We start from the raw sequence: 23,612 nt of genomic DNA, 5'->3' as shown, positions 1-23,612 counted from the left end.
TGCTCTAATCCTGCTTGTTATCGCTAAAAGTTTGTTGGTTAATGAGTTAAGTACAAATATAGGACTATATTCCCGTTTGTAGATAAAAAATAGGAACTTAGTCCTATTATGTCCTTGGTTACGATTTGCAAAATAGCCAAGACGGGACTATATTCCCATTAATGGTTTAAAAATGGGGATATAGTCCCATAGGCGGTAGTATGGCAAAGCGAGATTTACACAATGTGTTGTTTCCCAAGCAGCGCAAAATCCTCACGCATTTTGGCGAGGATTTATTGTTAGCCATGAAGCGTCGCGGTTTTACTAAAAAGTTACTGTGCGAGCGAACAGGGTTTGATCATAAAACGGTAAACAAGGTATTCGCGGGCGATCCCGGTGTCGCCATAGGCACGTATTTAAAAATCATGGCAGTGCTGGGGATGGATAACAACTTTGCTGAAATGGCTGCTCACGATGAGGTCGGTATTAAGCTGCAAAATATCAAACTGCTGGAAGGTTCAAAATGAGCCGTGACGTAGTCGAAGTGTATGCAGGCTGGCATCCTATTGACGAACCATTATTACTTGGCCATCTCGCGTATAGCGACTCAAGTCGTGGCGGTGTCTTCAGTTTTTCCTACGACAAAACATTTTTAACATCGCCCTACCGCCTGCAAATTGATCCTATGCTGACACTGCACACAGGTGAACTCTACAATGACGAAGCAGATAAAAATTTCCGTGCGTTCTTAGACTCATCACCGGATCGTTGGGGTCGCATTTTGATGCAACGGCGTGCGGCCATTGAAGCGCGCAAAGGCATTCGAGCAACAAGTCGATTAAACGAGCTGGATTACCTGCTGGGCGTACATGACTCTTACCGAATGGGCGGTATTCGATTTAAGCGAGCAGGCTCGGATGCTTTCTTAGATGACAATGCCGAATTTGCTGCGCCGCCAATGGCGTCTCTGCGAGAGTTAGAGCACGCCGCCATACAAATAGAAAAAGACGACAATATTGACAGCGATGAATATTACCGCTGGTTAAAAATGTTGATTGCACCTGGCTCATCTTTAGGTGGAGCAAGGCCCAAGGCTTGTGTGACAGATGAACAAGGCCATTTGTGGATTGCCAAGTTTCCCAATTTAAACGACACCTACGATGTGGGTGCGTGGGAGATGGTCTGTTATGAATTGGCTTTAGCGGCTGGCGTTGATATGTTTCCAAGTGAGATCAGGCAGTTTTCATCTCAGCATCATACCTTTTTAACCAAGCGCTTTGACCGTGAGGGTGACAAGCGACTGCACTTCACATCGGCCATGACACAGCTCCAATACTATGATGGCGAACAATCTCAAGGTGCCAGCTACTTAGAGATTGCTGAGTTTCTTTCCACTCAAGGCGCACAAACAGAAGCCGATTTAGCCCAGTTATGGCGTCGGATTGTGTTTAATATTGCCGTGTCTAATACTGACGATCACCTGCGTAACCACGGTTTTTTACTCACCAAGAAAGGCTGGAAGCTGTCACCGGCTTATGATTTAAACCCGATTGTTGGCAAGCATGGCCTTCATCTCAATATTAGCGATACCGACAACGCACTCGATTATCAGCTTGCCTTTGAAGTAAAAGACTTCTTCCGCCTGTCGCAGGAAGGCGCAACACAAATTTACGATGAGGTGTTAAACGCGGTGAAGCATTGGCAACAAGTCGCTAAGCGCTTAGGAATCAGCCGAGCAGAGCAAACCATGAAGGAATCGGCGTTTAATGTTTAATGAGCAAGTGAAACTATCTTTTATTTTCCAATGGATAAAGAAGTTATAGATTCACTTTCATTCTCCGTTTCTCACTTCACTTGCTCCAAGCTGCTGTACTACCTGCACGCCGATATTGCTATCGTCCAAAACGGAAAATACCCTTGCCCCATTATCAGTAGCTGATAATATATGCGGCTTATGTATAAGCGTACGGCCTTTCGATTGGCCAAGTGCTGCTCTTATGCACTTCGCTGACAATCTAGCGAGCAAACGATTCGGGTCAAGAATGAAAAACGTTAAACAAACGCGCTGTGTGATAGGCATTAAAGGTCAAACGCCGGCCCCCGATTACCCTGTCGATATTTGGTTCGATTCGCTTAAATCGGTGGCCAATGTGCTGTCGAAAGAAAATCAGCAAATGTTAAAAGTAATAGCCGAGCAACAGCCACAATCGGTTACTGAATTGGCTGCGCTTACGGGGAGAGCGGTAAGTAATGTGTCGAGAACACTGAAAACTTTGGGCAAGTACAACTTAGTTGAAATGGCAAGATCACCAAATGGATTGGCGGTAAAACTGCAATATCAATCAATGTTGCTGTTAATTCAGCCATTGGAATAAAAGGGACAATATGCAACAAGTTGGAATTTATGAGCAGCTTATAACTCAGCTTATCGAGAGTCGCATTGACCGAGAGCGATTCTATGTGGGCGAACGTGAGCTTAATAGCAGTGAAGCATCAACGTGGTTGTCTCGTTTCCTATCACACATTCTTGAATATGCCATAGAGTCAGTACCCGTCAGCGATGATCGCCTGCAACAGCAAATTGCTTTATCCAATCAATTATTACTATGGTTAAAAACACAAATTCAAGATAACGATTTTATCGAAGATAATTTACTTGTTAGTCAAGGCAAAATTCTGATCGCGCTATATGAATTAGAAAATCCTGTTTCAGCCGATTTAAAAAATTATATTAACGACATTTTTCCTTTAACCGGAGTTAGTCAAAGTGAGCTGTTTTGTGGCAGCAATGCTGGATTGTCGCTTGAATCTGAATTGAAGCGAGAGATCTTGTCTGNGGATAAAATCTACTGGTTAGTGTCATTTATTAAGTGGGCAGGGATACGAATTTTCCGTAAAGAGTTAGAAGAATTTACGTCTAGCGGCCGCGCACTAAAAATTATCACTACCTCATATATGGGGGCGACTGACGCTAAAGCGGTTGAGTACTTGGCCAGTCTACCCAATACCGAAGTGAAGCTGAGTTACAACACTGAGCGGGAACGTTTGCACGCCAAAAGCTATCTATTTTTGCGCAACACTGGCTTTCACACCGGCTATATAGGCTCTTCTAACCTCTCACATTCAGCATTAACCAACGGTTTAGAATGGAATTTAAAAATTACTTCGCAAGAGATCCCGCACATCATTAATAAATCATTGAGTACCTTTGAAACCTATTGGGCTTCTAACGATTTTGAATATTTCAATGGTGATGCGAAAAGCAGTGAAAAACTCAAAAAAGCGTTGAGCCAGCAGCGCGGAGATTTTGAGGCTAGCCCAACGCATTTCTTTGATATTTCGCCGTTTCCGCACCAAAGTGACATATTGGAACAGCTGGCTGTTGAGCGCAGTGTTCACCAACGATTTCGCAATTTAGTCGTTGCGGCAACCGGTACTGGAAAAACTCTAATTTCAGCCTTTGATTTTGCGCGTTTTATCAAAATGAAACCGCAGGAAAATTTCTTATTTATTGCGCACCGAGAAGAGATACTAAAACAAGCAAGAGCAGCTTATCGTGGTGTATTGCGTAATGGCACGTTTGGTGAACTTTGGGTGAGCGGGTATACGCCAGAGCACTATAGGCAACTGTTTGTTTCTATCCAAACGCTCAACAATCAGCTTGCTCAGCTTAACTTAACATCCGATTTTTATGACTACATAGTGATAGATGAAGTCCATCATATTGCTGCAAGTAGTTATCGCGCGGTATTGGAATATTTTTCACCCTCAGTATTGCTAGGGCTCACTGCCACACCCGAGCGCCATGATGGTGGAGATATTATAGCGGGTTTTGGTGGTGTGATAGCCGCTGAAATTCGTTTACCAGAAGCCATTAATCGGCGCCATCTTTGCCCTTTTCAGTATTTTGGGATTGATGATGATACCGACCTTCGCACCATTGCGTGGAATCGGGGGCGCTATGATATTACTCAGTTGACTAATCTTTATACTCACAATCAAGCACGTTTTAACAAGATATTACTGAGTATGCAGGAGATCATAACTGACATTAGCAAAATGAAAGCGTTAGCTTTCTGCGTGAGCAAAGAACATGCTCAATACATGACACAACAACTGCTATTGAAAGGCATTAAAGCGGATGTGTTGATCAGCGATAATAGCCATGAGCGGCAACAAAAGCAGCAAGCTATTCGCTCTGGCAGCATTAACGTGCTTTGTGTGGTTGATATCTTCAACGAGGGTGTCGATATTCCCGAAGTCGATACCTTACTGTTTTTGCGGCCAACAGAAAGCTTAACCATTTTCTTGCAGCAACTTGGTCGCGGTTTGCGTTTAGCTGACGGCAAAGAGTGTTGCACCGTATTAGATTTTGTTGGCAACTCACGTCCTGAATATGATTTTGCCAATAAATTTAGAGCTTTAGTGGGGAAAAGTCACCGAGCGATCAGTGAAGAGATAAAGCAAGGATTTCCTCACGCGCCATTAGGTTGCCGCATTGAGTTGAGTAAGCGTACGCAAGAAATGGTACTCAGTAATATTCGCCATGCTTCATTAACTTTGACGCGCCTAGTCGCGATGATCCGCCAGTATCCTCAGTATTCCACGCTACCATTAACACTCACTAACTTCTTAACCCTAAATCCTCATGTCGACTTGAATGAACTTTATAAACGCGGCAGTTGGTCGCAGCTCGTTCAGCAAGCCAATGATGAAATCCACGAAAATACCGCAGATGAAAAGTTCGCAAAAATGGTCAGAAAGGTCATTCATAATCGAATTTTGACCTGTGATGATCATGTCTATTTACGCTTCTTAAAGCAGCTTTGCCATAACAACTTTGCAATAGAGGACTCGAATCATCGTCATGCTTTGATGTGCCATTATGATTTCTGGCAGAAAACGGGCCCCGAATGTGAATTCGATTCCATTGAACAGAGCTTAGCGAAACTAAATTCTTGCGAGTTAAAAGCAGAACTATTGGACGTCGTTAACTGGCAGCTAGCACAAACTAAGCATGAGCAACCAATAATGCAGGCTTTGCCTGAGGTTTCATTAAGGCTGCATGCGCGCTATGCGCGTGAACAAATATTGGTTGCGTTTGGTGCGATCACGTTTGAACGCCAACCGTCAGCGCGAGAAGGTGTATTTGTACTGAAAGATCAGAATATTGAACTGATGTTTGTCACCTTAGACAAAAATGAAAAGCAATTTTCGCCAACCACTATGTACCACGATTACGCGATTAACGAACATCTTTTCCATTGGCAGTCACAAAATAGCGCTCGGCCCGACAAAGGGCGTGGTTTGGAGTACATTCAGCATCAAAAAATGGGTAAGCGTTTGTTTTTATTTGTGCGAGAGCAAAGCAAAGATGAATTCGGGCGCACTATGGGTTTTGTTAATTATGGTGAAGTGGAATATGTATCACACACTGGTTCACAGCCGATGAGCATTACTTGGCAGTTAAAGAAGCCGATGCCTCATTTTATGTGGCAGCAAGCCGCTAAGTTGGCGGTTGGGTAGATTCCGTATTGGGTTTTATAGCTGTCGACGTATTTTTGGTGTGTTATACCACTATCGAAGAGGTGGTGAAGCGAGTGCGTGCAACAATCAAATATGCAGAAGGTTAACTGAATGGCAGATAACATTCCTCAGGCTCCACGCGGGGAGTTTGTTCTTTTCACCAGCGCGGATGGTGCAGCTCGCGTTGAGTGTCGCTTTGAATTCGATACATTGTGGCTATCTCAGGCTGTGATGGCAGAGCTTTATGATAAAGATGTTCGTACGATTAATGAGCACTTAATTAACGTCTTCAATGAAGGAGAACTTGTACAAAATTCAACCATCCGGAAATTCCGGATAGTTCGATTAGAAGGTACTCGGCAAGTCTCTCGCGAGATTGATCACTACAATCTTGATGCCATTTTGGCGGTGGGCTATAGGGTTCGTTCACAGCGCGGTACACAGTTTAGGCAATGGGCAACTGGGATATTAAAAGAATATCTTATCAAAGGTTTTGCCATGGATGACGAACGCCTGAAAAACCCGCCAGTGGGTCAGTCTGCTGTTCCAGATTACTTTGATGAAATGCTGGAACGCATTCGCGATATTCGAGCCAGCGAACGACGTGTTTATCTGCGGGTTAAAGAAATCTTTACTATGGCCGCTGACTACGAACCATCTAACGAAGATACAAACCGCTTCTTTCAAACAGTCCAGAACAAGCTGCATTATGCCTGCACGCATATGACGGCCGCGGAGCTTATTGCCAGTCGTGTAGATGCCAGCAAGCCAGATGTTGGCCTTACCAGCTACAAAGGCGATGAGGTACGCAAGACCGATGTCACCGTTGCAAAAAACTATCTGCGGGAAGATGAAATTAAAGAGCTAAACCGTATTGTGAATATGTGGCTCGATTTTGCCGAAGACCAAGCACTGCGCCGTAAGCAGGTATTTTTACAAGACTGGGCTGATAAGCTGGATCAATTCTTGAGTTTTAACGACCGGGATGTTCTGAGTGGAGCCGGAAAAATCTCCAAAAAAGCGGCAGATGAAAAGGCAAAATTGGAATTTGAGAACTTTGCAGAGCAGCGTCGCCGTTTAAAAGAAGCCGAAGGCGAGAAGGCAAACATAGCAGCACTTAAGGCGATACTAAAAAAGGATAAATAGACGTTTTAAAACGACTTCAGTAAAAAATACCCGCCATCCTTGGCTGTAAAAAACTACTCAATATTCTGGATCTGTTCCCGCATCTGTTCTATCAACACCTTCAATTCCACTGCCGCCTGCGTGCTTTCTGCAACCACTGCCTTTGATGACAGGGTGTTGGCTTCGCGGTTGAGCTCTTGCATGAAGAAGTCTAGGCGCCGGCCGCTGGCGCCACCTTTTTTAAGGACGCGTCGCACCTCTTTGACGTGGGTGTCGAGGCGGTCTAGCTCTTCGTCTACGTCGGCTTTTTGGGCGATTAAAGCGATTTCGGCTTCTAGTCGGTTGGGGTCGAGTTCGACTTTAAGTTCAGCTAAGCGCTGTTGAAGTTTGTCGCGCTGTGCGGTGACGATGGTGGGCATTTTGCTGCGAATGTCGGTGACGATGTCGCTGATACTCGCTAGGCGTTGTTCAATGAGTTGGGCGAGTGCTTCGCCTTCACGCTGGCGGGTGGCGATGTGTTCGTCTAGCGCGGTATGGAATCCTTCTAAAAGCTGTTTGCTTAGGGCGTCGTTGTCTAAGGTTTGCGGTTCGAGCACGCCGGGCCAGCGCAGTAGTTCAAGTATATTGACGGGGGCGGTATGGGCGATGTGCGCTTTTAGGCCATTGGCGGCGTCTAGTATTTGATTGGCGAGTGCGTCGTTGAGTTGCAGCGCTTGTTGTTGGTTTTGTTGTTGCACGCGGAGTGCGCATTCCACTTTGCCGCGCTGGAGTTTGCTGCGCAGGGCGTCGCGTAGGCTGGGTTCTAGTTGGCGCCAGCTTTCGGGTAGTTTGAATGACAGTTCTAGGTAGCGGTGGTTAACAGAACGTAGTTCCCAAGTGACACTGCCCCAAGGATATTCAAAACGTTGATGGGCAAAGGCGGTCATGCTGCTGGTGGTCAAAGGATTCCCCTGTGGTGCTAATGTGTAGATGGTCAGTGTAAGCGTAAACCCTCGCTGAAGGTAAACATTGCGTGGGGCAGATGTTACTTGCTTTGCTATTCATCGCCCGCGCTTGCTTGAGAGAGGTATACTATGGGCTTACACAAAGGAGAGCAATATGACTGTAGTCCGTCCGAGCGAACGCGCTTACGATGAGAAGCGTGCTGTGCGCATAACCCGCAATTTCACCTGTCACGCCGAAGGTTCTGTTTTGATCGAGATGGGTAATACTAAGGTGATTTGTACTGCCTCGGTGCAGAACAGTGTGCCTGGTTTTTTGCGTGGCAAGGGGCAGGGTTGGGTGACTGCGGAGTACGGTATGTTGCCGCGCTCGACGGGTAGCCGCATGGATCGCGAAGCGGCACGGGGCAAGCAGAGTGGCCGTACTCAAGAAATTCAGCGCTTAATTGGTCGTTCATTGCGAGCAGCAATCGATTTAAATATGCTAGGCGAGAACACCATTTATTTGGATTGCGATGTAATTCAGGCTGATGGCGGCACCCGTACCGCGTCTATCACCGGAGCCTATGTTGCATTGGCGGATGCGGTGGCGAGCTTGCAGGCTAAGGGTTTAATTGAAGGCAATCCTTTGCTGCAACAGGTTGCGGCGATTTCGGTCGGGGTGTATCAGGGCGTGCCAGTTTTAGATTTGGATTATGCCGAAGATTCGACTGCCGAAACCGATATGAATGTAGTGATGGATGGTAGTCAGGGTGTTATCGAAGTTCAGGGCACTGCCGAAGGTGCGACGTTTAGCCGAGCAGAAATGAATGCGATGATGGATTTGGCTGAAAAGGGAATTGCTGAGCTGGTCGCCGCGCAGAAGGAGGCGCTGAAGGCTTGACGGGAGAGGGGAGACGCTAAAGATTCCGGAGTCCAGAGGTGTAACGCTAACGCGGGAGAGGTAAGTTAGGGAGCCATCGAGGATCGTGGCCTTGCCTCTCCCGTCTCCCGTTCAGCATCAAGCTAGCTTAAAACGGGCTCTCTGGTAGTTCAAAGTCGTAGTCCATAATCAGCGGTGCGTGTTTACCAAATTCCTGTACTTTATAAATCGCACCGTATTCTACCCGCGGGGTCATGTGCTCTGAGGTAACCTGCATGTCTACACGCCAGCCGTTGGTGCCGGGTTCGCCGTCGGGCCACCAGCTGAATTCGTCGGCGTCGTTGTTCACTAGACGGAAGGCATCTGCGTAGTGTTGTTCGCGAAATAAACGATCCAGCCACTGTTGTTCTTCTGCCAAGCTACCTGGTTTGCCGTGATTGCCGCGTACGTCTTGAATGTCGATGGCGCGATGAGCAATATTCCAGTTTCCACAAATAATGAAGTCACGGCGTTTGTTGCGGACTTTGGTTAAGTGGTTTAAATACTGTTCAAAAAATTGGTTTTTGCGGATTAGGCCAGCGGTGTCGCCTTCATCTGCGGTGGGCGCGAGCAAGCTACCAATACTGATATTGTCGAAGTCGGCCTGAATATATAGACCGTCCATGTCAAAGTCTAAAAAGCCCAAACCCGTCATGATGGCTTTGGGGAGCTGGCGGCAATAAATGGCGACGCCATTGTGTTTACCGTCGGCGGCATCGAAAAAGTAAGGGTTGTAATCGCGGGGGAAGTACACGTCGTCGCGAAGTTTGTATTCGGCGATACCAAGATTTTGAATGCAGATTATGTCTGCGTCTTGTTTAGTGACCCAGTCAAAAAAGCCTTTTTTGGCGGCATCTACTATGCTGTCAGCGCAAAAGCTGATGATTCTCATGTGTTTCCTATCGCGTCGATCATAGCCAGTGGTATGGCTAAAGGATATGCAGTCTCAGTGGCTGGGCGCGCCAGACTAAGATGCTTAAATACTATAAAGTTGGGCTGTTCTAGATTTTAGATATAAACAAGGGCTTAGACTACAATGAAACCCTAACGACAACAATCACAGCGGTTAATATCTACTAAAAAACACGGTAATTACCGTCGATGCCCACCGTAGATCATTACATTTACGTGCATTTGTCGCCAATTCTATGGTTTTCGCTAGTAGCCAGCCGATGCCGCCGCGTAAAATGGCGCGATTAACACTTACCTAATTTTAGAGGGTGCGGATGAGCATTCAGGAATACCAGCAGCAATTTATTCAGCAAGCTATCGCCAGCGAGGCATTGTGTTTTGGCGAATATACTCTGAAGTCGGGCCGCGTTAGCCCCTATTTCTTTAACGCAGGTCGGTTTAGCAGTGGTGGGGCGCTGGCGGCGCTGGCCCGTTGCTACGCTGATGCGATTGTGGCGTCTGGGGTGGAGTTTGATGTTTTATTTGGCCCAGCATACAAGGGTATTCCACTGGCTGCGGCAACGGCGTGTGCTTTAGCGGATCATCACCAGCGCGATATTCCCTTTGCATACAACCGCAAAGAGAAGAAAGACCACGGTGAAGGCGGCAGCATTGTTGGTGCTGCATTACAGGGTAAAGTGCTCATTATTGATGACGTAATTACGGCCGGCACGGCAATTCGTGAAGCTATTTCGCTGATAGAGCTTGCGGGAGCGAGCGTTGCTGGCGTTGCAATTGGCCTAGATCGTCAAGAGCGCGGGCAAGGTGAGCGCTCGGCAATTCAGGAGCTGGAACAAGACGCTTCGCTTGAGGTTATTAGCATTGTTGGTTTGAATGATATCGTCGATTACTTGTCTACAGCGGCGAGTGATGAGGCATTGGTGGCGCGTATTAATGCGTATCGAGATCGCTATGGTGTTGAGGTATAAGACCGTATAAAGCATTTGTGCGTTTGAGAATAGGAAATATTGTGGCTGCGAGTCCTTGGGTTTTGTCAGTAATGTTGATGTTAGTAGGGGTGCCCTTGTCGGCGGAAACCCTCTATTATCGTTACCCAAGTACCAATGGCACGGTGGTTATAGACAGCAGTGTGCCGCCAGACGCGGTGCCTCGTGGCTACGATGTCATTCGTATTGATGGTTCTGTGGTGAAGACCGTTCCCCCAAGGCTGAGTGAGGCAGATCTTAAGGCTCGCGCCTTAGAGCAGGAAGTTGCCGCCGCCAGAGCCGAGGCAGATGCTAAGACCCGTAAATGGGACGAATCCCTATTGCTCCGTTACAGCAGTGTTCAAGATATTGAGGTTGCTAAGGTGCGGGCGTTGAATGACATCAAAGTTAGAATTTCTATTCTAAAAAGCAATTTGTCGACGATTAAGCAACAAATACTAAAGAACCAGAGTGAGGCCGCGGAGCTAGAGCGCCGTGGCCAAGATGTGCCGGAGACACTGATGGAGACCTTGGCTTCTCTGCGGCGAGAAGTGACAACCACTGAACAGCACATAAACAGCAGAACGCTGGAGCTGGATAGTGTGGCGAATAATTACGAGCGCGATAAAGCGCGCTTTGCCCATCTGCAGGAACAGGTCGAAAAGCGTATGCAGTATTACGCCCCCCGTAAGTAGCTCTAGCGGAAAATCGCCGCGCTGAGCTGCTGCCATTGTTCGTCCCAGTGTTCAGTGGGTTGGCGTTTAAAATCACTTCGTACAAATTGGCCAATGCGGCCTTCGGCGGCAGATAGCAGTAAATTTGCAGTGCTATTCACCGTAATGACGGTACGCAAACCTTCCCGTAATTCAGCTTCACGTAATATGGTTTTTAACTGGGTTTCTAGGCGGTCGTAAAATTGCACTACGCGGTTGCGCAGGCGTTCATTTTCGCCGGCAAGTGCGTCGCCGTTGAAAATACGAGTAATACCGGGGTTGCGTTCGGTAAAGCCAAGTAATAGCTGCAAGATATGGCCAATTTGCGCGATGCTTTGGCTTTCTTCTTTTAAAATCAGGCTGACGCGGCTGAAGATGGCGTCTTCTACAAATTCAATGAGGCCTTCGAACATTTTTGCCTTGCTCGGAAAATGCCGGTACAGCGCCGCCTCTGACACGCCGACTTCGGCGGCCAGTTTGGCGGTGGTAATGCGCGCGCCCGGTTGGGTTTCCAGCATGGTGGCGAGGGCTTGCAAGATTTCTTCGCGCCGTGAAGGACGTTTGTTCATAGGGTGTAGCTGACCTTAGTGGGCGCAGAGCCCTCGCTGTGTAAAGTATTGTCGGCTAATTTAACCGAGTAATTTTTGGCTATTGGTAATAAGTGTACCCACGCCAGTGTCGGTAAAAATTTCTAGCAGTACTGCATGAGGAACGCGACCGTCAATAATATGGGCGCTGGTAACGCCAGCGTTAACAGCGTCGAGCGCGCAGCCTATTTTGGGTAGCATGCCGCCGTAAATAGTGCCGTCAGCAATTAAGTCGTTCACTTGCTCAGTGCTAAGACCGGTTAGTACTTTGCCAGACTTATCCATTAAGCCTTCGATATTTGTTAATAGCATCAGCTTTTCAGCTTTCAAGACTTCGGCCACTTTACCTGCGACTAAGTCGGCGTTGATATTGTATGACGCGCCATCTGCGCCCACGCCTATTGGTGCGATAACGGGGATGAAGTCACTGTTCACCAGCATGTCTAGGACTTCGGTATTGATCTTTTCGACTTCGCCGACGTGGCCGATATCAATAATTTCGGTTTTGGCTAGGTCGGGTGTGCGCTGGGTAACTTTGAGTTTTTTAGCGCGGATTAGCTGCCCATCTTTGCCCGTTAAGCCAATCGCCTTGCCGCCGTTACGGTTTAGTAGAGACACAATTTCTTTGTTAACCGAGCCGCCGAGCACCATTTCTACCACGTCCATGGTGGCGGTGTCGGTGACGCGCATACCGTCTACAAAGTGGGATTCGATGGCCAAGCGTTTCAGTAGGTCACCAATTTGCGGGCCGCCGCCGTGAACCACAATGGGGTTCATGCCAACCAGTTTCATCAGTACGATATCGCGGGCGAATTGCTCCTTTAACTTGTCGTCGATCATGGCGTTGCCGCCAAATTTGACCACAATGGTCTTATTGGTGAAGCGCTGAATGTAAGGAAGAGCTTCGGTAAGTACGCGGGCGACATCGCCTGCGGCGGAGCGACTCATAGACATGATGAATTCTCGTAAAGTCGGTGGCTGAAAAAAGGACGCCTATTAAAGACTATCTGCCAGCGTTGGATCAATCCTTAGCAGCAAATCCTTAAAGTCATTTTGAATCCTTGCGAGTGAGGCCTCACTTTCGGCTTCAAAACGCATGGTAATTGCGGGGCCGGTATTTGAGGCGCGAATTAGCCCCCAGCCTTGGCGAAACTCAACCCGCAGGCCGTCGATATTTATCAGCGCGGCGTCGGCGAAATTTTGGTTTTCTGCAAAGGTTTCAACAAGGGCGAATTTACGCTCATCGGCAACGGGAATCAAAATTTCTGGGCTGCTAATTAGCGTACGCTGGCTATCTAGCGCTTCATCCATAGTGAGGCCTGACAGGGTGAGAATTTCTAGCAGACGGGCAGCGGTATACATGCCGTCGTCAAAGCCATACCAGCGCTCCTTGTAAAAAATATGTCCAGAGAACTCGCCGCCCAAGAGTGCGCCGGTGTCGGCCATTTTTTGTTTCATAAAGGAGTGGCCGCATTTCCACATAGTGGGGCGGCCGCCGGCATCTACGATTAGCTCAGAGAGTAGACGGGAGCATTTTATGTCGAAGAGAATTTCTGCACCGGGATTGCGTGCGACCATGTCGGTGGCGAGCACCATTAGCAATTGGTCTGCGGCGGGGCTACGGCCCTGTGCGGTGACGATGGCGACACGATCGCCGTCGCCGTCGAAGGCAATGCCAATATCTGCGCTGTGTTCTGCCACGGCGGCTTTGAGTGCGCTTAAATTACTCTCGACGGTGGGGTCAGGGGCGTGGTTAGGAAAGTCGCCATCGATTTCGCAAAATAAGGGAATAACCTCGCAGCCCAATTCTTCAAATAGCGTGGGGGCAATATTTGATGTTGCGCCATTGCCGGCATCAATGACGATTTTTAGGGTTTGGGCTATGACGACGTCGCTGATGACGCGGTCGATATAGCGCTGCTCTATGCTGTCGCTGTCTAAGCGACCGTTTCCAGTTTCAAATTCTTGGGCGTCGATACGGTGGCGCAGTGCTTGGATGTCCCGTGAGCTCAACGATTTAAATTCCAAGCTAATTTTCATGCCGTTGTAGTGGCCGGGATTGTGGCTGCCGGTGATCATGATGGCATTGCCAATGTTCAGGTCTTGGCAGGCATAGTGAAGCATTGGCGTAGCGAGTAGGCCGAGATCGGTGACATCAATGCCGGTGCTGAGCAGGCCTTTTATTAAAGCGTCGTGAATACGCGGGCTACTCAGGCGGCCGTCTCGCCCTAGGAGTAGTTTTGTTTGGCCGCGGTTGAGCGCTTCGCTGCCCACGGCGCGGCCGATAGCAAAGCAAGTATTGTCGTTTAGCTCGGTGTCGGCAATGCCGCGAATATCGTAGGCGCGAAAGCAGTTCACGGCGAGGCTTGCCGCCTTGGCAGGTGGCTTGGATTCAGCGCTATGCAATTCGGGTAGTGGCGGCGCGCCGTCTGGTGCTGGGAAATTGTCGCGTTTTGGCAAATTGCCTTGGCGGCTCGTCGCGAGCTTTTTGGCGAGTGCTTGTTCAAGGCTCGGTGTTGGTGCCGTTTTTGCCGTTGGCACGTTGGGTGTTGGTTTGGGTGCGGCTGGGATTTGGTAGCTACGCACAAAGAAAATGGCGTGACTACCCGCAATGAGGGCAACGCAAAGTACGCAGATTAGCCATAGCAGGGTGCTGTCTGAACTGAGGCTTTGCACGGTAATTTCTTGTGGATATACCTGTAGCGTCCAGCCTGGCACAGATAGGGGGCGGCTTTGCATGGCGTCTGGATAGCTGATCGCAGAGGGTTTAATAACGCTGTCACGACGGGCTTTGTAGGTTTGGATTAGTTCTATGCTGACCGCATTGCCTGCTAGGCTCTTAAGCATTTTTTCAAAGTATTGAGCATTGAAGGTAACGTAAACCGCGCCGTGTTTGCTAACGGTTTTAACAAAGGAGATCAGCCATTGCTTCTCGTGTTTATAGGCTTCAATAATAAGGCTTTTTTTCTCAATGCTTTTGCGCAGCATATCGATTTCGATGTTGTTGCGTAGGCGCTGGGTTTCGCTGCGTTCATCGGCAATACCTTGCTTGCCGATATAGATGATTTTAGTGTCGAGTGCTTCTGGGAATGCGCGCTGCAGGCTTTGTGTAAATAGGCTTTCGTCACTGATATTACCCTGCTCAAGCGCGGCGAGCAGTTCTGGATTGGCGGTTTGTTTGCTTACTCTGTCGCCTAGTTGGTCGATAACATCGCGAACAATACCGCGTTGATGGTCGGCGATATTAGAGGTGACGGTGTCTATTCGTTGGTGTAGTGCGCGGGGCTCTTCAACGTGTTGTATCCAATAAAATGCGCCGAATACCATGCCAATACAGAGCAGCGCTGAAATGACGATGTCGCGCTGATTAGCGGAAAATCGAGGGGCGCGGTTACGGGGGGGAGTCTTGGCGGTGGGCGCTTTTTTTTTCATTGCAGCAGTTATCTGATCCTTGCAGGCGATGGTTTTATTCTGATTTTGGCGATCCTAGTAGCGTCATAATGGTAGTGCTGGCGCGGTCTGTCTAGTTTTTCGCGGCAAAGAATTTTTCGGCGATCAGGCTAATCAATTGGGTGGCGAGCTGGCTCTTACCCATTTGCGGAATTTGGCAGTCGCCGTCCTTCCATATGGCGGTAACGGCGTTGTCATTGGCGTTAAATCCGATGGCGGTATTGGAAACGTCATTGGCGATAATCAGGTCGAGGTTTTTACGCTCTAACTTGCCGCGAGCATAGTGAACAAGATCTTGGGTTTCTGCGGCAAAGCCAACGGTGATTGGCCGCTGCTTGTGCTTGGCCACGGTGCTGACAATGTCGGGGTTACGCACTAACTCAATATGCATGCTGTCATTGTCTTTTTTGATTTTTTGGCTCGCAACATCGCTAGGGCGATAGTCTGCTACCGCAGCACAACCAATAAAAAGCTGGCAATTGTCGAGGGTGGTCATGGTGGTGTCGAACATATCTTGGGCGCTAATGACATCGAGTCGAGTCACTCGTTCTGGGCAGGCAAGATTGGTTGGTCCGCTGATTAACGTCACTATCGCACCGGCATCTGCGGCTGCAGCGGCAAGTGCGTAACCCATTTTTCCGGAACTATGATTGCTAATGTAGCGAACGGGATCAATGGCTTCACGAGTGGGGCCGGCGGTAATGGTGAGGTGCACGCCATCTAGGGCGCGGGAGTTAAAAATACTGGCCGCATGTGCGGCGAGTTCTTCTGCTTCTAGCATTCTGCCGGGGCCAATATCGCCACAGGCTTGTTCGCCCGCCGCTGGGCCATATAACGCGATGTTGCGAGCGGTAAGGGTAGCGACATTGGCTTGGGTTGCGGGGTCGCGCCACATGCCTTGGTTCATCGCTGGGGCGAGGGCAATCGGTGCTGCGGTGGCTAGGCATAGGGTGGTGAGTAAATCGTCGCCTCGGCCGTTGGTAAGTCTAGCCATAAAATCAGCGCTGGCGGGGGCGACTAAAATAAGGTCTGCCCAGCGCGCCAGTTCAATATGGCCCATGCCGGCTTCGGCTTCAGGGTCTAGCAATGTGGTATGAACCGGGTTGCCCGACAGAGCTTGTAGTGTCAGTGGTGTAATAAACTCCATCGCTGCAGCAGTCATGACGACTCTTACATCTGCGCCGTGATCTTTTAAACGTCTTATCAGCTCTGCGCTTTTATACGCCGCAATGCCGCCGGTAACGCCGAGAAGAATATGCCGGTTGCCGAGTTGTTTCATATCACCGTGTCACTATTGATCAGTATGGCGTTATTATGAAGCTTATCGACGCTGCCGACTACCACGAGGTCGGGCGGTGTTGATAATCCATGCTCACCAAGGAGGGTGTTATGGCGATTACCGATTGGCCGGAGGACGAGCGGCCGCGAGAGAAATTATTGCAGCGCGGTGCCGAGGCGTTGGCAGATGCAGAATTGTTGGCGATTTTTCTGCGCACTGGCGTTAGGGGGAAGTCGGCGGTGGATTTGGCTCGAGAGCTGCTGCAGGAGCACGGCGGGCTCAGTGCCTTGGTGTCGGCTAGTCGTGAGCGCTTTTGTGCCTCTCACGGCCTTGGAGATGCCAAGTTTGTGCAATTGCAGGCTGTGGTCGAAATGTCTCGTCGCTATTTGGCGGAGGCGCTTCAGCAGCGTCCGGTGTTTAGCCGTGCGGCATCGACACGACAATTCTTATTGGCGCAGCTGCGGAATGAGGTGCGGGAGGTGTTCGCGGTGATGTACCTCGACAATCAGCATCAGCTACTCTGTTACGAGCCATTGTTTTACGGCACGATTGATGGCGCAGCAGTTTACCCCCGTGAGATAGCGCGACGGGCACTGGAATTACATGCTGCGGCACTGATTGTGGCGCATAATCACCCATCGGGTGTGGCTGAGCCTAGTGATGCCGATATTCGGATTACCCGTCGAATCCGCGATGCCTTGGCCCTGCTGGATATGCGCTTGTTAGATCACTGTGTGGTAGCGGGTCCAGAGGTGATTTCGCTGGCCGAGCGCGGATTAATATAAGGAAAATTTCTGCATAAAACTTGCTTGCTGATCTTTGTTCTGGTATAAAGTCGCGCTCCATTTGGGCCGTGTCCGGGATGCTACAATTTCTCAGGGCACCCGAGTATTGTCAGAAACACGCGGCGGCCCGGTTTGAACCTGATTTTATAAAACCTTTTGCACCGTCACTACGGATAAAGGTTGAAGAGGCGACTATCATGTCTAGAGTATGTCAAGTTACTGGCAAGCGTCCGGTAACCGGAAACAATGTATCACACGCAAAAAACCGCACTCGTCGTCGTTTTTTGCCAAACCTGCACAGCCATCGTTTTTGGGTTGAAGCAGACAAGCGTTTTGTCACTTTGCGTGTTTCTAGCAAAGGCATGCGTATCATTGACAAAAAAGGTATTGAGTCTGTGCTAGCAGAACTTACTGCCCGTGGCGAAAAATTCTAAGGAGACTGGTCATGGCTAAGAAAGGCGCAAGCGATAAAATCCGTTTGGTTTCTAGTGCGGGTACTGGTCACTTCTACACGACCACTAAAAACAAGCGTAACACTCCGGATAAATTTGAATTCTCAAAATACGATCCAGTGGTGCGTAAGCACGTGATGTACAAAGAAGCTAAAATCAAGTAACTCTTGGTTTTAAGGCGTGCATAAAAAAACCGCGCATTGCGCGGTTTTTTTATGCCTGCAGAATTTAGGGGGAAACTAAAGCCTGCAGGGCTTAAGTGGTGTGAGTTTTAGTTAGTGACGGTGAGGTTATCTTCAACGTCATTTACGTGGTCAAAGCCTTTGGCAATTTCTATGGCTAAGTCGTGGGCGGTGTCACTTTTAACCGTGCCAGTTAATACCACCATGCCATTTTTAGTGTCGACATCGATACTGGTGGCTTCAATGTCGTCATTGGATGCGTATTTCATATTAATACCCGCAGTAGTAGTTAAGTCATACCACGTACGGCTAAATTTCTTGCCGGTCTCTTCTGCTTTGCTGGTGTAGTTTTTGTCCACCATAAGTTTATTGTCTACAGATTTCACGCCGTCGACATTCTCGGCAATTTGGCCAGCGAGGTCTTTTTCAATCTCGCTGTTTACCGTGCCCTTCAGGGTCACTTTTGACTGTTTGACGTCGGTGTCGATTGTGAAGTTATTAAGCTCGCTGTTTAGCATTAAGGCTGTTTCAACTTTCCCGTCGAGCCATGCATCATTTGTTTTGCCTTGCCAATCATTAGCCAAGACCGGGGTGATGCTAATCGATGAAAGCACAATAGCGCTTGCTAATGTTCTTTTGATAGTCATATTCTTCTCCATGAATCTGATAGATGAAAATGTTATCTATTTAAAAATAATTTCAAGAAACTTTCTTTTTAAGCTCTTCAAATTGTTTTTTGGCTTCGTCTTTTGCCAAGCCGTAGCGCTCTTGTATTACGCCAATAAAACGCTCGTTGTTAGCTTGTGCACAATCAATGTCGTCATCAGTTAAGTCAGCCCATTTCTCTTTGATTTGACCCTTTAGCTGTTTCCATTTACCTTCTGCGATATCCTGATTCATAAAATATTCCTCGTGATAAGGTGTGTTTTGCCGTTAGTGGCAACGTAAAATGCGATTACAGCCGTGGAGGCCTTCCTCGCAAAATTTGCATTAATAAAGAAATAACAAGCAGCGCTAAAAATATAAAGAATAAAATTTTAGCAATACCCGCCGCTGTGCCTGCTATGCCACCAAAGCCAAGTGCTGCAGAGGCTATGGCAACAAGAAAAAATACAAGTGACCATCCCAGCATAATAATTTCCTTTTTTGTTGCAGTGTTAATTCCGACATCGATTAAAAAATAAGTTCAAATTTCGTTTTTATTGTGAATGAAAACTTTGGTCGGATTGTATTGTCCACACAATGACCACACTTATTTAGTGTTCTGTTAATAAATGGAGAATCAATATGGCTAATGCAACAGCAACGAGTGATAAAGCGCATGTAAAAATAGATGGAGCTGCAGAGAAGGTTCATGAGGCGGTTGACCGTGCTGCAGCCGTTGCGGGTAGTAGTGAAGAGCGTTTAACTCAGCTTGCCGATGAGTTGCGTGAGCATGCGGACAAGCTTGCGCAATCGGCTAAGTCACGATCTGAAGCGGTGACATCTGCGGTGGGGGATTACACGCGAGAGAATCCGACAAAAAGTATCGGCATCGCTTTTTTATTGGGCGCCGTACTCGCATTTCTATTTCGTAAATAATTGGAATATCGATGAGCGTAGTACGTGATGAAGGGCAGGCCTTGGCTGATGCTTTGTTAAAAGAGGCGGAAAGTCACAAAGAGCCGTCTTCAATACCAAGCGACGAGTCGATGGCGACGTTGTTGGATTCTTACCGTGATTATTTGGCTGGGTATTTAACGCTGGCGGAGTTACATGGGCAGCGCTGGCTGTTGCTGTTTTGCAAATTGCTGGTGCTGAGTTTGGCCGTGTTCATGTTATTACTCGCTGGATGGTTTGGCATTTTAGCTGCGCTTGTCGGCGTGATGATGCAGGCAGGTTTATCACTTGCCGCTGGAATGTTGCTCGCTAGCTTGGCGAGTTTAACCTTGGGTTGGTGTTGTTGGCGTGCTTTGCGTCGATGTATTGGCGAGTTTACGCCATCGGCATTGACCAAAAATACTGGCGGTGTGAGATCTGCGACAAAGGGAGGAGATTAATCATGGCGAGTGCTGAGTCACAGTTATTAGATGCCATTAAGCAGAAGAAGGCGCAGCAAATTCATGACAAGGAAATGCTCAGTCGCCGAAGTGAGCTATATCGCGCTGAGTTAGTTAATAAAATCGCTAAGCCTGAGTATCTTGTTGGTGGTCTTTGCCTTGGTATTTTCTTTTCTCGTCGCGAAAAAACGAATAGAGATAGTGGTAATAGCCAATGCAAGAATGAAGTTAGTAGTAAAACTCCAATTTGGCGGCAGATTGTTGTCGATGTTTTAGACCGACAGGTGAGTCGATTTCTGATTGCGATTCGTCGCCGTTATGAGAGCGCGCCTAAAAAGACGCCGTTATAACCGTGCCATGTTTATACGGTAAGATGATTGCTTTGATTAAAGCGTAATAATTTTTTACTACTTAAACAAAGTTCTGAAAAAGCAGTATTACTTTTACTGTATTTTGGCCACTGAGTTGTATCGTCGTCGAGATAGTGGGCAAGCGCAATACTGATCGCGACGCCGTGAGAAACAATGACGACGCTCTCATTTTGATGTTTCTCGTTTATGTCCTTAATAGCCGCAAGCATACGTGCTTTTACCACATTCTGAGATTCGCCATTTGGGCTGCAGAAATCGGGGTTGTGCACTAATTCGTGTAAAGTGTTATTTCCAGTGCTGCTTAATGTTTCAAAGGTTTCACCCTCCCAGTCACCAAGGTCCAGCTCCATTAATCGCGGATCTTGTATTACTTCAAGATTAAAACTTTGGCCGATTGCTTCAGCAGTAATCCGGGCGCGCTGTAAGGGGCTGCTGTATATGATGGTCGGCGTGATGTAGTGACTAAAATAGGCGCCTAGCTTGCGCGTTTGCTCATAACCTTCTGGTGTTAATTCAGTGTCGGTTTGGCCGTGCCATACTTTGTCGATATTGGCGTAAGTTTGTCCGTGGCGAACAAAGTAAATTTTTCCTTGCGTCATTTTTACACAAACCATTTTAATTATAAGGCAGCACGAATATCGTTGTGCGGTGAATAATTCCTTTATAGTAAGTGAAGCAAGCGTGGCTTGCCATGACTGCGGGGTAAAAGGTAACTTGAGGAAGGCGTGCCAAAGCAAAGAATACTTGGGCACGCTGGCGGGAGGGCTCTAATTTCAGGTGTAAAAATATTGCTGTTCTCGGAATAGATTCAATCTACAAAGACGCAAAAAGGGGGCGAATACGCCCCAAAGCCTGGATGCGAGTAAATTTAGAAATTATATGTCGCTTCGAGTCCATACATCATTGGGTCGCCGATCATGTAGTAATCGATACCAAAACTAGCTTGTAAATTAATGCTATAGGTTTTGTATTCCTCGTCTGTAATATTTTTACCCCAGAGGGCGATTTGGTAGCGCCCGTCGTTGTCGTACCATCCCAGTCTTGCGTTGTAGATGGTGTAGGCGTCTTCACGACCCTGCTCGTAACCGGCTGCATCGTTGTAAGCGCTAAACCACTGCTCATCTTGATAGTTGGCATTTAGGTTGAGCGAGAGGTAGCCGCTGTCGCCAGTGTAAATGTCATAGTCTGCAGAAATGCTCACATTAAGCGGCGGTGCCGAGATCAACTCGTTGCCATCTAGTTTTATCGTGTCATCAAGGTCTGCCAAGGTGCTGGTATCGCGTAGCTCTATGTCGGTGTACTCGGTTTCTAATATACCAACACCAAGTTGGATGGTGAGGCGTTCAGAGGCGCGCCACCAAATTTCAGCTTCGGCACCAATAATTTCTGAGGCGCCTGCGTTTTCTAGGAAGTTAGATATTCCCACCACATTAATAAATTGTTGGTCGGTGTATTCATACATAAAGGCCGCGGCATTAATGCGGAGGCTATTGTCGAGTAAGTCTGCTTTGAAGCCGATCTCGTAAGCGTCGATGTACTCAGGTGCCGCGTAGGACGAATCTAAGGGGCGAGCCTCATAGTAAATGCCGCTGTTAAAGGCGCCGGCGCGATAGCCTTTGCTGTAGTTGGCGTAAACCATCCACTCATCACTGAAGCGGTAATCCGCGCCAATTTTTCCCGTCCACTCTTGTTCGGTAGATTTCTGCTTAGGCCCGCTTTCCAGTGTGTATGGCCCCTCGGTATAGCCGGGTAAGCCGTAGGCTGTTAATTGGGTTAGGTAGCTCGTCGGGTTGGTGAGGAAGCTGATAATTGCGCTCGGGTCACCGCTAACAATGGGCGGGAGAAAAACCGGCACAAAGGCTTGGTCATAGCCAGTGGTGTTGCCGGGCAAGAACGTACCTCGTGGCGTGCCATCTAGGCCAACGCGGGAAACGTTGATGTAGGTCAGCCGGTTGGTATCTTGGGTGTAGCGAAGACCAACATCAATGCCGAATTTAGGCGAAATATCGAAGCGAATTTGGGTGTAGGCCGCAAGCGTTTCCTTTTCGGTATCTTGCCGTTGATCGACGGCGCCAAAATCAAGAACGAAGGGTGCCTGTCCTGCTAAGTCGGGTTTGGCGATCGCTGCGCGGGGGTCTAAAAGATCACCAAATAACTCATAAATATTATGCATTTCTAATTCTTCGAGACCGTAATATAGGCCGCCGATAATTTGGAAATTGTCATCGAAGTTCGATACAAATCGGAAATCCTGTGAGAAGGAGCGGCTGGCGGTATACCAATCAATTTCTAATAGTCGGGTCGGGCCGCCATCGTCATTCGTGAATTTATCTAATTGGGTGTCGTAAAACGAGGTGACCGATATGAGCGAGTATTTTTCTGCCTCGTAATTTAATGTGCCGATAAATAGATCCATGTCGAAGTCATTGCGGTTTCTATGACCGGTATTGTCTTCTACTTGATTCCAGTCAAGATTACGTGCGCTGCGGTCATAGCCGGTGTAATCGATATAACCGTTAGAGTCGTAGGGGTTGGTGGGTAATTTTACGGCCTCTAATCCTCGGATATCGGTACGAGCTTCGGCGCGAGGCACTTTCATATTGCCTCTGTTTTTGGCGTGGGTAAATTTGAAAACTCCGTTTAAGGCGTCGGTGATTTGCCAGTTTAAGGACATACGTGCAGCGCTAAAGCCGAGCATGCCGCGATCTTCGCCGGCACCTAAGTTTTCTTGAACACCGTCATTTTCCTTAATTTTAAATGCGAATCGCCCCGCTAGCTTTTCGTCAATCAAGGTGTTCGCAATTGCGCCCTCAAGATTACTCATACCGAAATTGCCAACGCCAGCTTTAATTTTTCCTTCCAGCGGGTCGCCAATAATTGGGGTTTTTGTAATGATATTTATAGCACCGCCTGTGGTGTTTTTTCCGTATAAAGTGCCTTGCGGGCCGCGCAATACCTCTAGACGTTCTACGTCGAAAAAGCTGGTGCCGTGGGTAAACACCGCGCCTAAATAGGCTTCGTCTACATAGACACCAATGGGGCTGGCTTGGTTAGAGCTGTAGTCAGACATGCTTACACCGCGTATTGCAAATATCGGCTGCACCTCACCATAAGGCCCGCTCACCTGCATATTGGGGACTTGTGCAGAAATATCGTTGGCGTTTTCAAAGCCTAGCTTATCTAAAGCGCTATCTGCTAAGCCGGTAATGGCCACCGGTGTATCTTGGACGCTTTCCGCTCGGCGTTGAGCGGTAACCAGCACTTCTTCTAATACTTGGGAGTAGCTAGTGGGTGCGTAAGCACTGCCTATTGCTAGCAGCAGACCTAATTTTTTGAATGGCTTTGTTGTTATTAGATGGTTCATTTTTTTTGCTCCAGGCTGTATGGGAAATATAGTTTTTTTAA

At 48.0% G+C, this 23,612-nt stretch carries 25 protein-coding genes; 14 read left to right on the top strand and 11 right to left on the bottom strand.

The genetic code is table 11. The annotated features are described in order from the left end of the window. The first annotated feature begins 200 nt into the window (after positions 1 to 200). The 5 genes from GVJ32_RS16225 to GVJ32_RS16205 all read left to right on the top strand — a co-directional run bounded on the left by GVJ32_RS16225 (position 201) and on the right by GVJ32_RS16205 (position 6,651). Positions 201 to 506 (top strand): helix-turn-helix domain-containing protein, encoded by a 306-nt coding sequence (locus GVJ32_RS16225; RefSeq protein WP_159241126.1) that lies wholly within the window; start codon positions 201 to 203, stop codon positions 504 to 506. Next, positions 503 to 1,753: a type II toxin-antitoxin system HipA family toxin gene (locus GVJ32_RS16220; protein WP_159241125.1), complete on the top strand. Its 1,251-nt coding sequence runs from the start codon at positions 503 to 505 to the stop codon at positions 1,751 to 1,753. Before GVJ32_RS16225 ends, GVJ32_RS16220 begins: the two co-directional genes overlap by 4 nt. A gap of 268 nt (positions 1,754 to 2,021) precedes the next feature. Continuing rightward, complete coding sequence (locus GVJ32_RS16215) at positions 2,022 to 2,354, top strand: MarR family transcriptional regulator (protein WP_159241124.1); 333 nt, start codon at positions 2,022 to 2,024, stop codon at positions 2,352 to 2,354. Between the two features lie 10 nt (positions 2,355 to 2,364). Continuing rightward, the gene (locus GVJ32_RS16210; RefSeq protein ID WP_159241123.1) at positions 2,365 to 5,505 is read left to right on the top strand and encodes a DUF3427 domain-containing protein; all 3,141 of its coding nucleotides are present in this window, start codon (positions 2,365 to 2,367) and stop codon (positions 5,503 to 5,505) included. Positions 5,506 to 5,616: 111 nt separating this feature from the next. After that, positions 5,617 to 6,651, top strand: a complete 1,035-nt coding sequence (locus tag GVJ32_RS16205) for a virulence RhuM family protein (protein WP_159241122.1) — start codon at positions 5,617 to 5,619, stop codon at positions 6,649 to 6,651. A 53-nt stretch (positions 6,652 to 6,704) separates the two neighbouring features. Here GVJ32_RS16205 and GVJ32_RS16200 read toward each other — a convergent pair whose 3' ends face one another. Continuing rightward, a complete protein-coding gene (locus GVJ32_RS16200) occupies positions 6,705 to 7,556 on the bottom strand; it encodes a YicC/YloC family endoribonuclease (protein WP_159241229.1) in 852 nt (283 codons plus the stop codon). 172 nt (positions 7,557 to 7,728) lie between these two features. Between GVJ32_RS16200 and rph the strand changes: the two genes are divergently transcribed. Then, entirely contained in the window at positions 7,729 to 8,454 is a 726-nt protein-coding gene (rph, locus tag GVJ32_RS16195) for a ribonuclease PH (protein WP_159241121.1), read from the top strand. Positions 8,455 to 8,581: 127 nt separating this feature from the next. Here the strand turns inward: rph and GVJ32_RS16190 are convergent, their stop codons facing one another. Beyond that, a complete protein-coding gene (locus GVJ32_RS16190; protein WP_159241120.1) occupies positions 8,582 to 9,364 on the bottom strand; it encodes an exodeoxyribonuclease III in 783 nt (260 codons plus the stop codon). Between the two features lie 334 nt (positions 9,365 to 9,698). Here GVJ32_RS16190 and pyrE point away from each other — a divergent pair, with 334 nt between their 5' ends. Together pyrE and GVJ32_RS16180 are read left to right on the top strand one after the other, a co-directional pair. Further along, a complete protein-coding gene (gene pyrE / locus GVJ32_RS16185) occupies positions 9,699 to 10,352 on the top strand; it encodes an orotate phosphoribosyltransferase (RefSeq protein WP_159241119.1) in 654 nt (217 codons plus the stop codon). Between the two features lie 41 nt (positions 10,353 to 10,393). Beyond that, a complete protein-coding gene (locus tag GVJ32_RS16180) occupies positions 10,394 to 11,044 on the top strand; it encodes a hypothetical protein (protein WP_159241118.1) in 651 nt (216 codons plus the stop codon). Between the two features lie 2 nt (positions 11,045 to 11,046). Here the strand turns inward: GVJ32_RS16180 and slmA are convergent, their stop codons facing one another. The 4 genes from slmA to coaBC all read right to left on the bottom strand — a co-directional run bounded on the left by slmA (position 11,047) and on the right by coaBC (position 16,378). Then, entirely contained in the window at positions 11,047 to 11,631 is a 585-nt protein-coding gene (slmA, locus tag GVJ32_RS16175) for a nucleoid occlusion factor SlmA (RefSeq protein ID WP_159241117.1), read from the bottom strand. Between the two features lie 60 nt (positions 11,632 to 11,691). Further along, the gene (argB, locus tag GVJ32_RS16170) at positions 11,692 to 12,603 is read right to left on the bottom strand and encodes an acetylglutamate kinase (protein ID WP_159241116.1); all 912 of its coding nucleotides are present in this window, start codon (positions 12,601 to 12,603) and stop codon (positions 11,692 to 11,694) included. Positions 12,604 to 12,645: 42 nt separating this feature from the next. Further along, positions 12,646 to 15,081, bottom strand: coding sequence for a phosphomannomutase/phosphoglucomutase (locus GVJ32_RS16165; RefSeq protein ID WP_159241115.1), 2,436 nt, complete (start codon positions 15,079 to 15,081; stop codon positions 12,646 to 12,648). 91 nt (positions 15,082 to 15,172) lie between these two features. Then, entirely contained in the window at positions 15,173 to 16,378 is a 1,206-nt protein-coding gene (gene coaBC / locus GVJ32_RS16160; protein ID WP_159241114.1) for a bifunctional phosphopantothenoylcysteine decarboxylase/phosphopantothenate--cysteine ligase CoaBC, read from the bottom strand. A gap of 110 nt (positions 16,379 to 16,488) precedes the next feature. On the opposite strand from coaBC, the gene radC reads away from it, so the two are divergent. The 3 genes from radC (at position 16,489) to rpmG (ending at position 17,779) form a co-directional block, all read left to right on the top strand. Continuing rightward, positions 16,489 to 17,163: a RadC family protein gene (gene radC, locus GVJ32_RS16155; protein ID WP_159241113.1), complete on the top strand. Its 675-nt coding sequence runs from the start codon at positions 16,489 to 16,491 to the stop codon at positions 17,161 to 17,163. Between the two features lie 197 nt (positions 17,164 to 17,360). Beyond that, positions 17,361 to 17,597, top strand: a complete 237-nt coding sequence (rpmB, locus tag GVJ32_RS16150; RefSeq protein ID WP_159241112.1) for a 50S ribosomal protein L28 — start codon at positions 17,361 to 17,363, stop codon at positions 17,595 to 17,597. Positions 17,598 to 17,608: 11 nt separating this feature from the next. Beyond that, a complete protein-coding gene (gene rpmG, locus GVJ32_RS16145) occupies positions 17,609 to 17,779 on the top strand; it encodes a 50S ribosomal protein L33 (protein ID WP_008252729.1) in 171 nt (56 codons plus the stop codon). A 107-nt stretch (positions 17,780 to 17,886) separates the two neighbouring features. Here the strand turns inward: rpmG and GVJ32_RS16140 are convergent, their stop codons facing one another. From GVJ32_RS16140 to GVJ32_RS16130, 3 genes are read right to left on the bottom strand one after another with little or no spacing between them, the layout of a single operon-like run. Further along, positions 17,887 to 18,444 carry a BON domain-containing protein gene (locus tag GVJ32_RS16140; RefSeq protein WP_159241111.1) on the bottom strand — a complete coding sequence of 186 codons (558 nt, stop codon included), beginning with the start codon at positions 18,442 to 18,444 and terminating at the stop codon, positions 17,887 to 17,889. Positions 18,445 to 18,496: 52 nt separating this feature from the next. Continuing rightward, a complete protein-coding gene (locus tag GVJ32_RS16135) occupies positions 18,497 to 18,697 on the bottom strand; it encodes a CsbD family protein (protein ID WP_159241110.1) in 201 nt (66 codons plus the stop codon). 55 nt (positions 18,698 to 18,752) lie between these two features. After that, positions 18,753 to 18,929, bottom strand: coding sequence for a DUF1328 domain-containing protein (locus GVJ32_RS16130; protein WP_159241109.1), 177 nt, complete (start codon positions 18,927 to 18,929; stop codon positions 18,753 to 18,755). Positions 18,930 to 19,084: 155 nt separating this feature from the next. On the opposite strand from GVJ32_RS16130, the gene GVJ32_RS16125 reads away from it, so the two are divergent. Genes GVJ32_RS16125 through GVJ32_RS16115 form a run of 3 tightly spaced genes read left to right on the top strand, consistent with a single transcriptional unit; the run spans position 19,085 to position 20,186 of the window. Beyond that, complete coding sequence (locus GVJ32_RS16125) at positions 19,085 to 19,378, top strand: DUF883 family protein (RefSeq protein WP_159241108.1); 294 nt, start codon at positions 19,085 to 19,087, stop codon at positions 19,376 to 19,378. Positions 19,379 to 19,389: 11 nt separating this feature from the next. Next, complete coding sequence (locus tag GVJ32_RS16120) at positions 19,390 to 19,836, top strand: hypothetical protein (protein ID WP_159241107.1); 447 nt, start codon at positions 19,390 to 19,392, stop codon at positions 19,834 to 19,836. A 2-nt stretch (positions 19,837 to 19,838) separates the two neighbouring features. Next, a complete protein-coding gene (locus GVJ32_RS16115) occupies positions 19,839 to 20,186 on the top strand; it encodes a hypothetical protein (protein ID WP_159241106.1) in 348 nt (115 codons plus the stop codon). An 11-nt stretch (positions 20,187 to 20,197) separates the two neighbouring features. Here the strand turns inward: GVJ32_RS16115 and GVJ32_RS16110 are convergent, their stop codons facing one another. Both GVJ32_RS16110 and GVJ32_RS16105 read right to left on the bottom strand, forming a co-directional pair. Beyond that, positions 20,198 to 20,806, bottom strand: a complete 609-nt coding sequence (locus tag GVJ32_RS16110) for a histidine phosphatase family protein (RefSeq protein WP_159241105.1) — start codon at positions 20,804 to 20,806, stop codon at positions 20,198 to 20,200. 269 nt (positions 20,807 to 21,075) lie between these two features. Then, complete coding sequence (locus GVJ32_RS16105) at positions 21,076 to 23,571, bottom strand: TonB-dependent receptor (protein ID WP_159241104.1); 2,496 nt, start codon at positions 23,569 to 23,571, stop codon at positions 21,076 to 21,078. Between the last annotated feature and the right edge of the window lie 41 nt (positions 23,572 to 23,612).

Source organism: Zhongshania aliphaticivorans (assembly GCF_902705855.1).
Taxonomy (GTDB): domain Bacteria; phylum Pseudomonadota; class Gammaproteobacteria; order Pseudomonadales; family Spongiibacteraceae; genus Spongiibacter; species Spongiibacter aliphaticivorans_B.
The sequence above is the reverse complement of the archived record's forward strand: the minus strand, read 5'-3'. Positions and strand labels throughout refer to the sequence as shown.

What these genes read in the sequence shown, in the direction of transcription:
- GVJ32_RS16200 (WP_159241229.1), bottom strand. Translation starts at nt 7,556, where the DNA reads ATGACCGCCTTTGCCCATCAACGTTTTGAATATCCTTGGGGCAGTGTC.
- GVJ32_RS16140 (WP_159241111.1), bottom strand. Translation starts at nt 18,444, where the DNA reads ATGACTATCAAAAGAACATTAGCAAGCGCTATTGTGCTTTCATCGATT.
- pyrE (WP_159241119.1), top strand. Translation starts at nt 9,699, where the DNA reads ATGAGCATTCAGGAATACCAGCAGCAATTTATTCAGCAAGCTATCGCC.
- rpmB (WP_159241112.1), top strand. Translation starts at nt 17,361, where the DNA reads ATGTCTAGAGTATGTCAAGTTACTGGCAAGCGTCCGGTAACCGGAAAC.
- GVJ32_RS16190 (WP_159241120.1), bottom strand. Translation starts at nt 9,364, where the DNA reads ATGAGAATCATCAGCTTTTGCGCTGACAGCATAGTAGATGCCGCCAAA.
- GVJ32_RS16165 (WP_159241115.1), bottom strand. Translation starts at nt 15,081, where the DNA reads ATGAAAAAAAAAGCGCCCACCGCCAAGACTCCCCCCCGTAACCGCGCC.
- GVJ32_RS16130 (WP_159241109.1), bottom strand. Translation starts at nt 18,929, where the DNA reads ATGCTGGGATGGTCACTTGTATTTTTTCTTGTTGCCATAGCCTCTGCA.
- GVJ32_RS16105 (WP_159241104.1), bottom strand. Translation starts at nt 23,571, where the DNA reads ATGAACCATCTAATAACAACAAAGCCATTCAAAAAATTAGGTCTGCTG.
- GVJ32_RS16220 (WP_159241125.1), top strand. Translation starts at nt 503, where the DNA reads ATGAGCCGTGACGTAGTCGAAGTGTATGCAGGCTGGCATCCTATTGAC.
- radC (WP_159241113.1), top strand. Translation starts at nt 16,489, where the DNA reads ATGGCGATTACCGATTGGCCGGAGGACGAGCGGCCGCGAGAGAAATTA.
- GVJ32_RS16110 (WP_159241105.1), bottom strand. Translation starts at nt 20,806, where the DNA reads ATGACGCAAGGAAAAATTTACTTTGTTCGCCACGGACAAACTTACGCC.
- coaBC (WP_159241114.1), bottom strand. Translation starts at nt 16,378, where the DNA reads ATGAAACAACTCGGCAACCGGCATATTCTTCTCGGCGTTACCGGCGGC.
- rpmG (WP_008252729.1), top strand. Translation starts at nt 17,609, where the DNA reads ATGGCTAAGAAAGGCGCAAGCGATAAAATCCGTTTGGTTTCTAGTGCG.
- slmA (WP_159241117.1), bottom strand. Translation starts at nt 11,631, where the DNA reads ATGAACAAACGTCCTTCACGGCGCGAAGAAATCTTGCAAGCCCTCGCC.
- rph (WP_159241121.1), top strand. Translation starts at nt 7,729, where the DNA reads ATGACTGTAGTCCGTCCGAGCGAACGCGCTTACGATGAGAAGCGTGCT.
- GVJ32_RS16120 (WP_159241107.1), top strand. Translation starts at nt 19,390, where the DNA reads ATGAGCGTAGTACGTGATGAAGGGCAGGCCTTGGCTGATGCTTTGTTA.
- GVJ32_RS16125 (WP_159241108.1), top strand. Translation starts at nt 19,085, where the DNA reads ATGGCTAATGCAACAGCAACGAGTGATAAAGCGCATGTAAAAATAGAT.
- GVJ32_RS16225 (WP_159241126.1), top strand. Translation starts at nt 201, where the DNA reads ATGGCAAAGCGAGATTTACACAATGTGTTGTTTCCCAAGCAGCGCAAA.
- GVJ32_RS16205 (WP_159241122.1), top strand. Translation starts at nt 5,617, where the DNA reads ATGGCAGATAACATTCCTCAGGCTCCACGCGGGGAGTTTGTTCTTTTC.
- GVJ32_RS16135 (WP_159241110.1), bottom strand. Translation starts at nt 18,697, where the DNA reads ATGAATCAGGATATCGCAGAAGGTAAATGGAAACAGCTAAAGGGTCAA.
- argB (WP_159241116.1), bottom strand. Translation starts at nt 12,603, where the DNA reads ATGTCTATGAGTCGCTCCGCCGCAGGCGATGTCGCCCGCGTACTTACC.
- GVJ32_RS16215 (WP_159241124.1), top strand. Translation starts at nt 2,022, where the DNA reads ATGAAAAACGTTAAACAAACGCGCTGTGTGATAGGCATTAAAGGTCAA.
- GVJ32_RS16115 (WP_159241106.1), top strand. Translation starts at nt 19,839, where the DNA reads ATGGCGAGTGCTGAGTCACAGTTATTAGATGCCATTAAGCAGAAGAAG.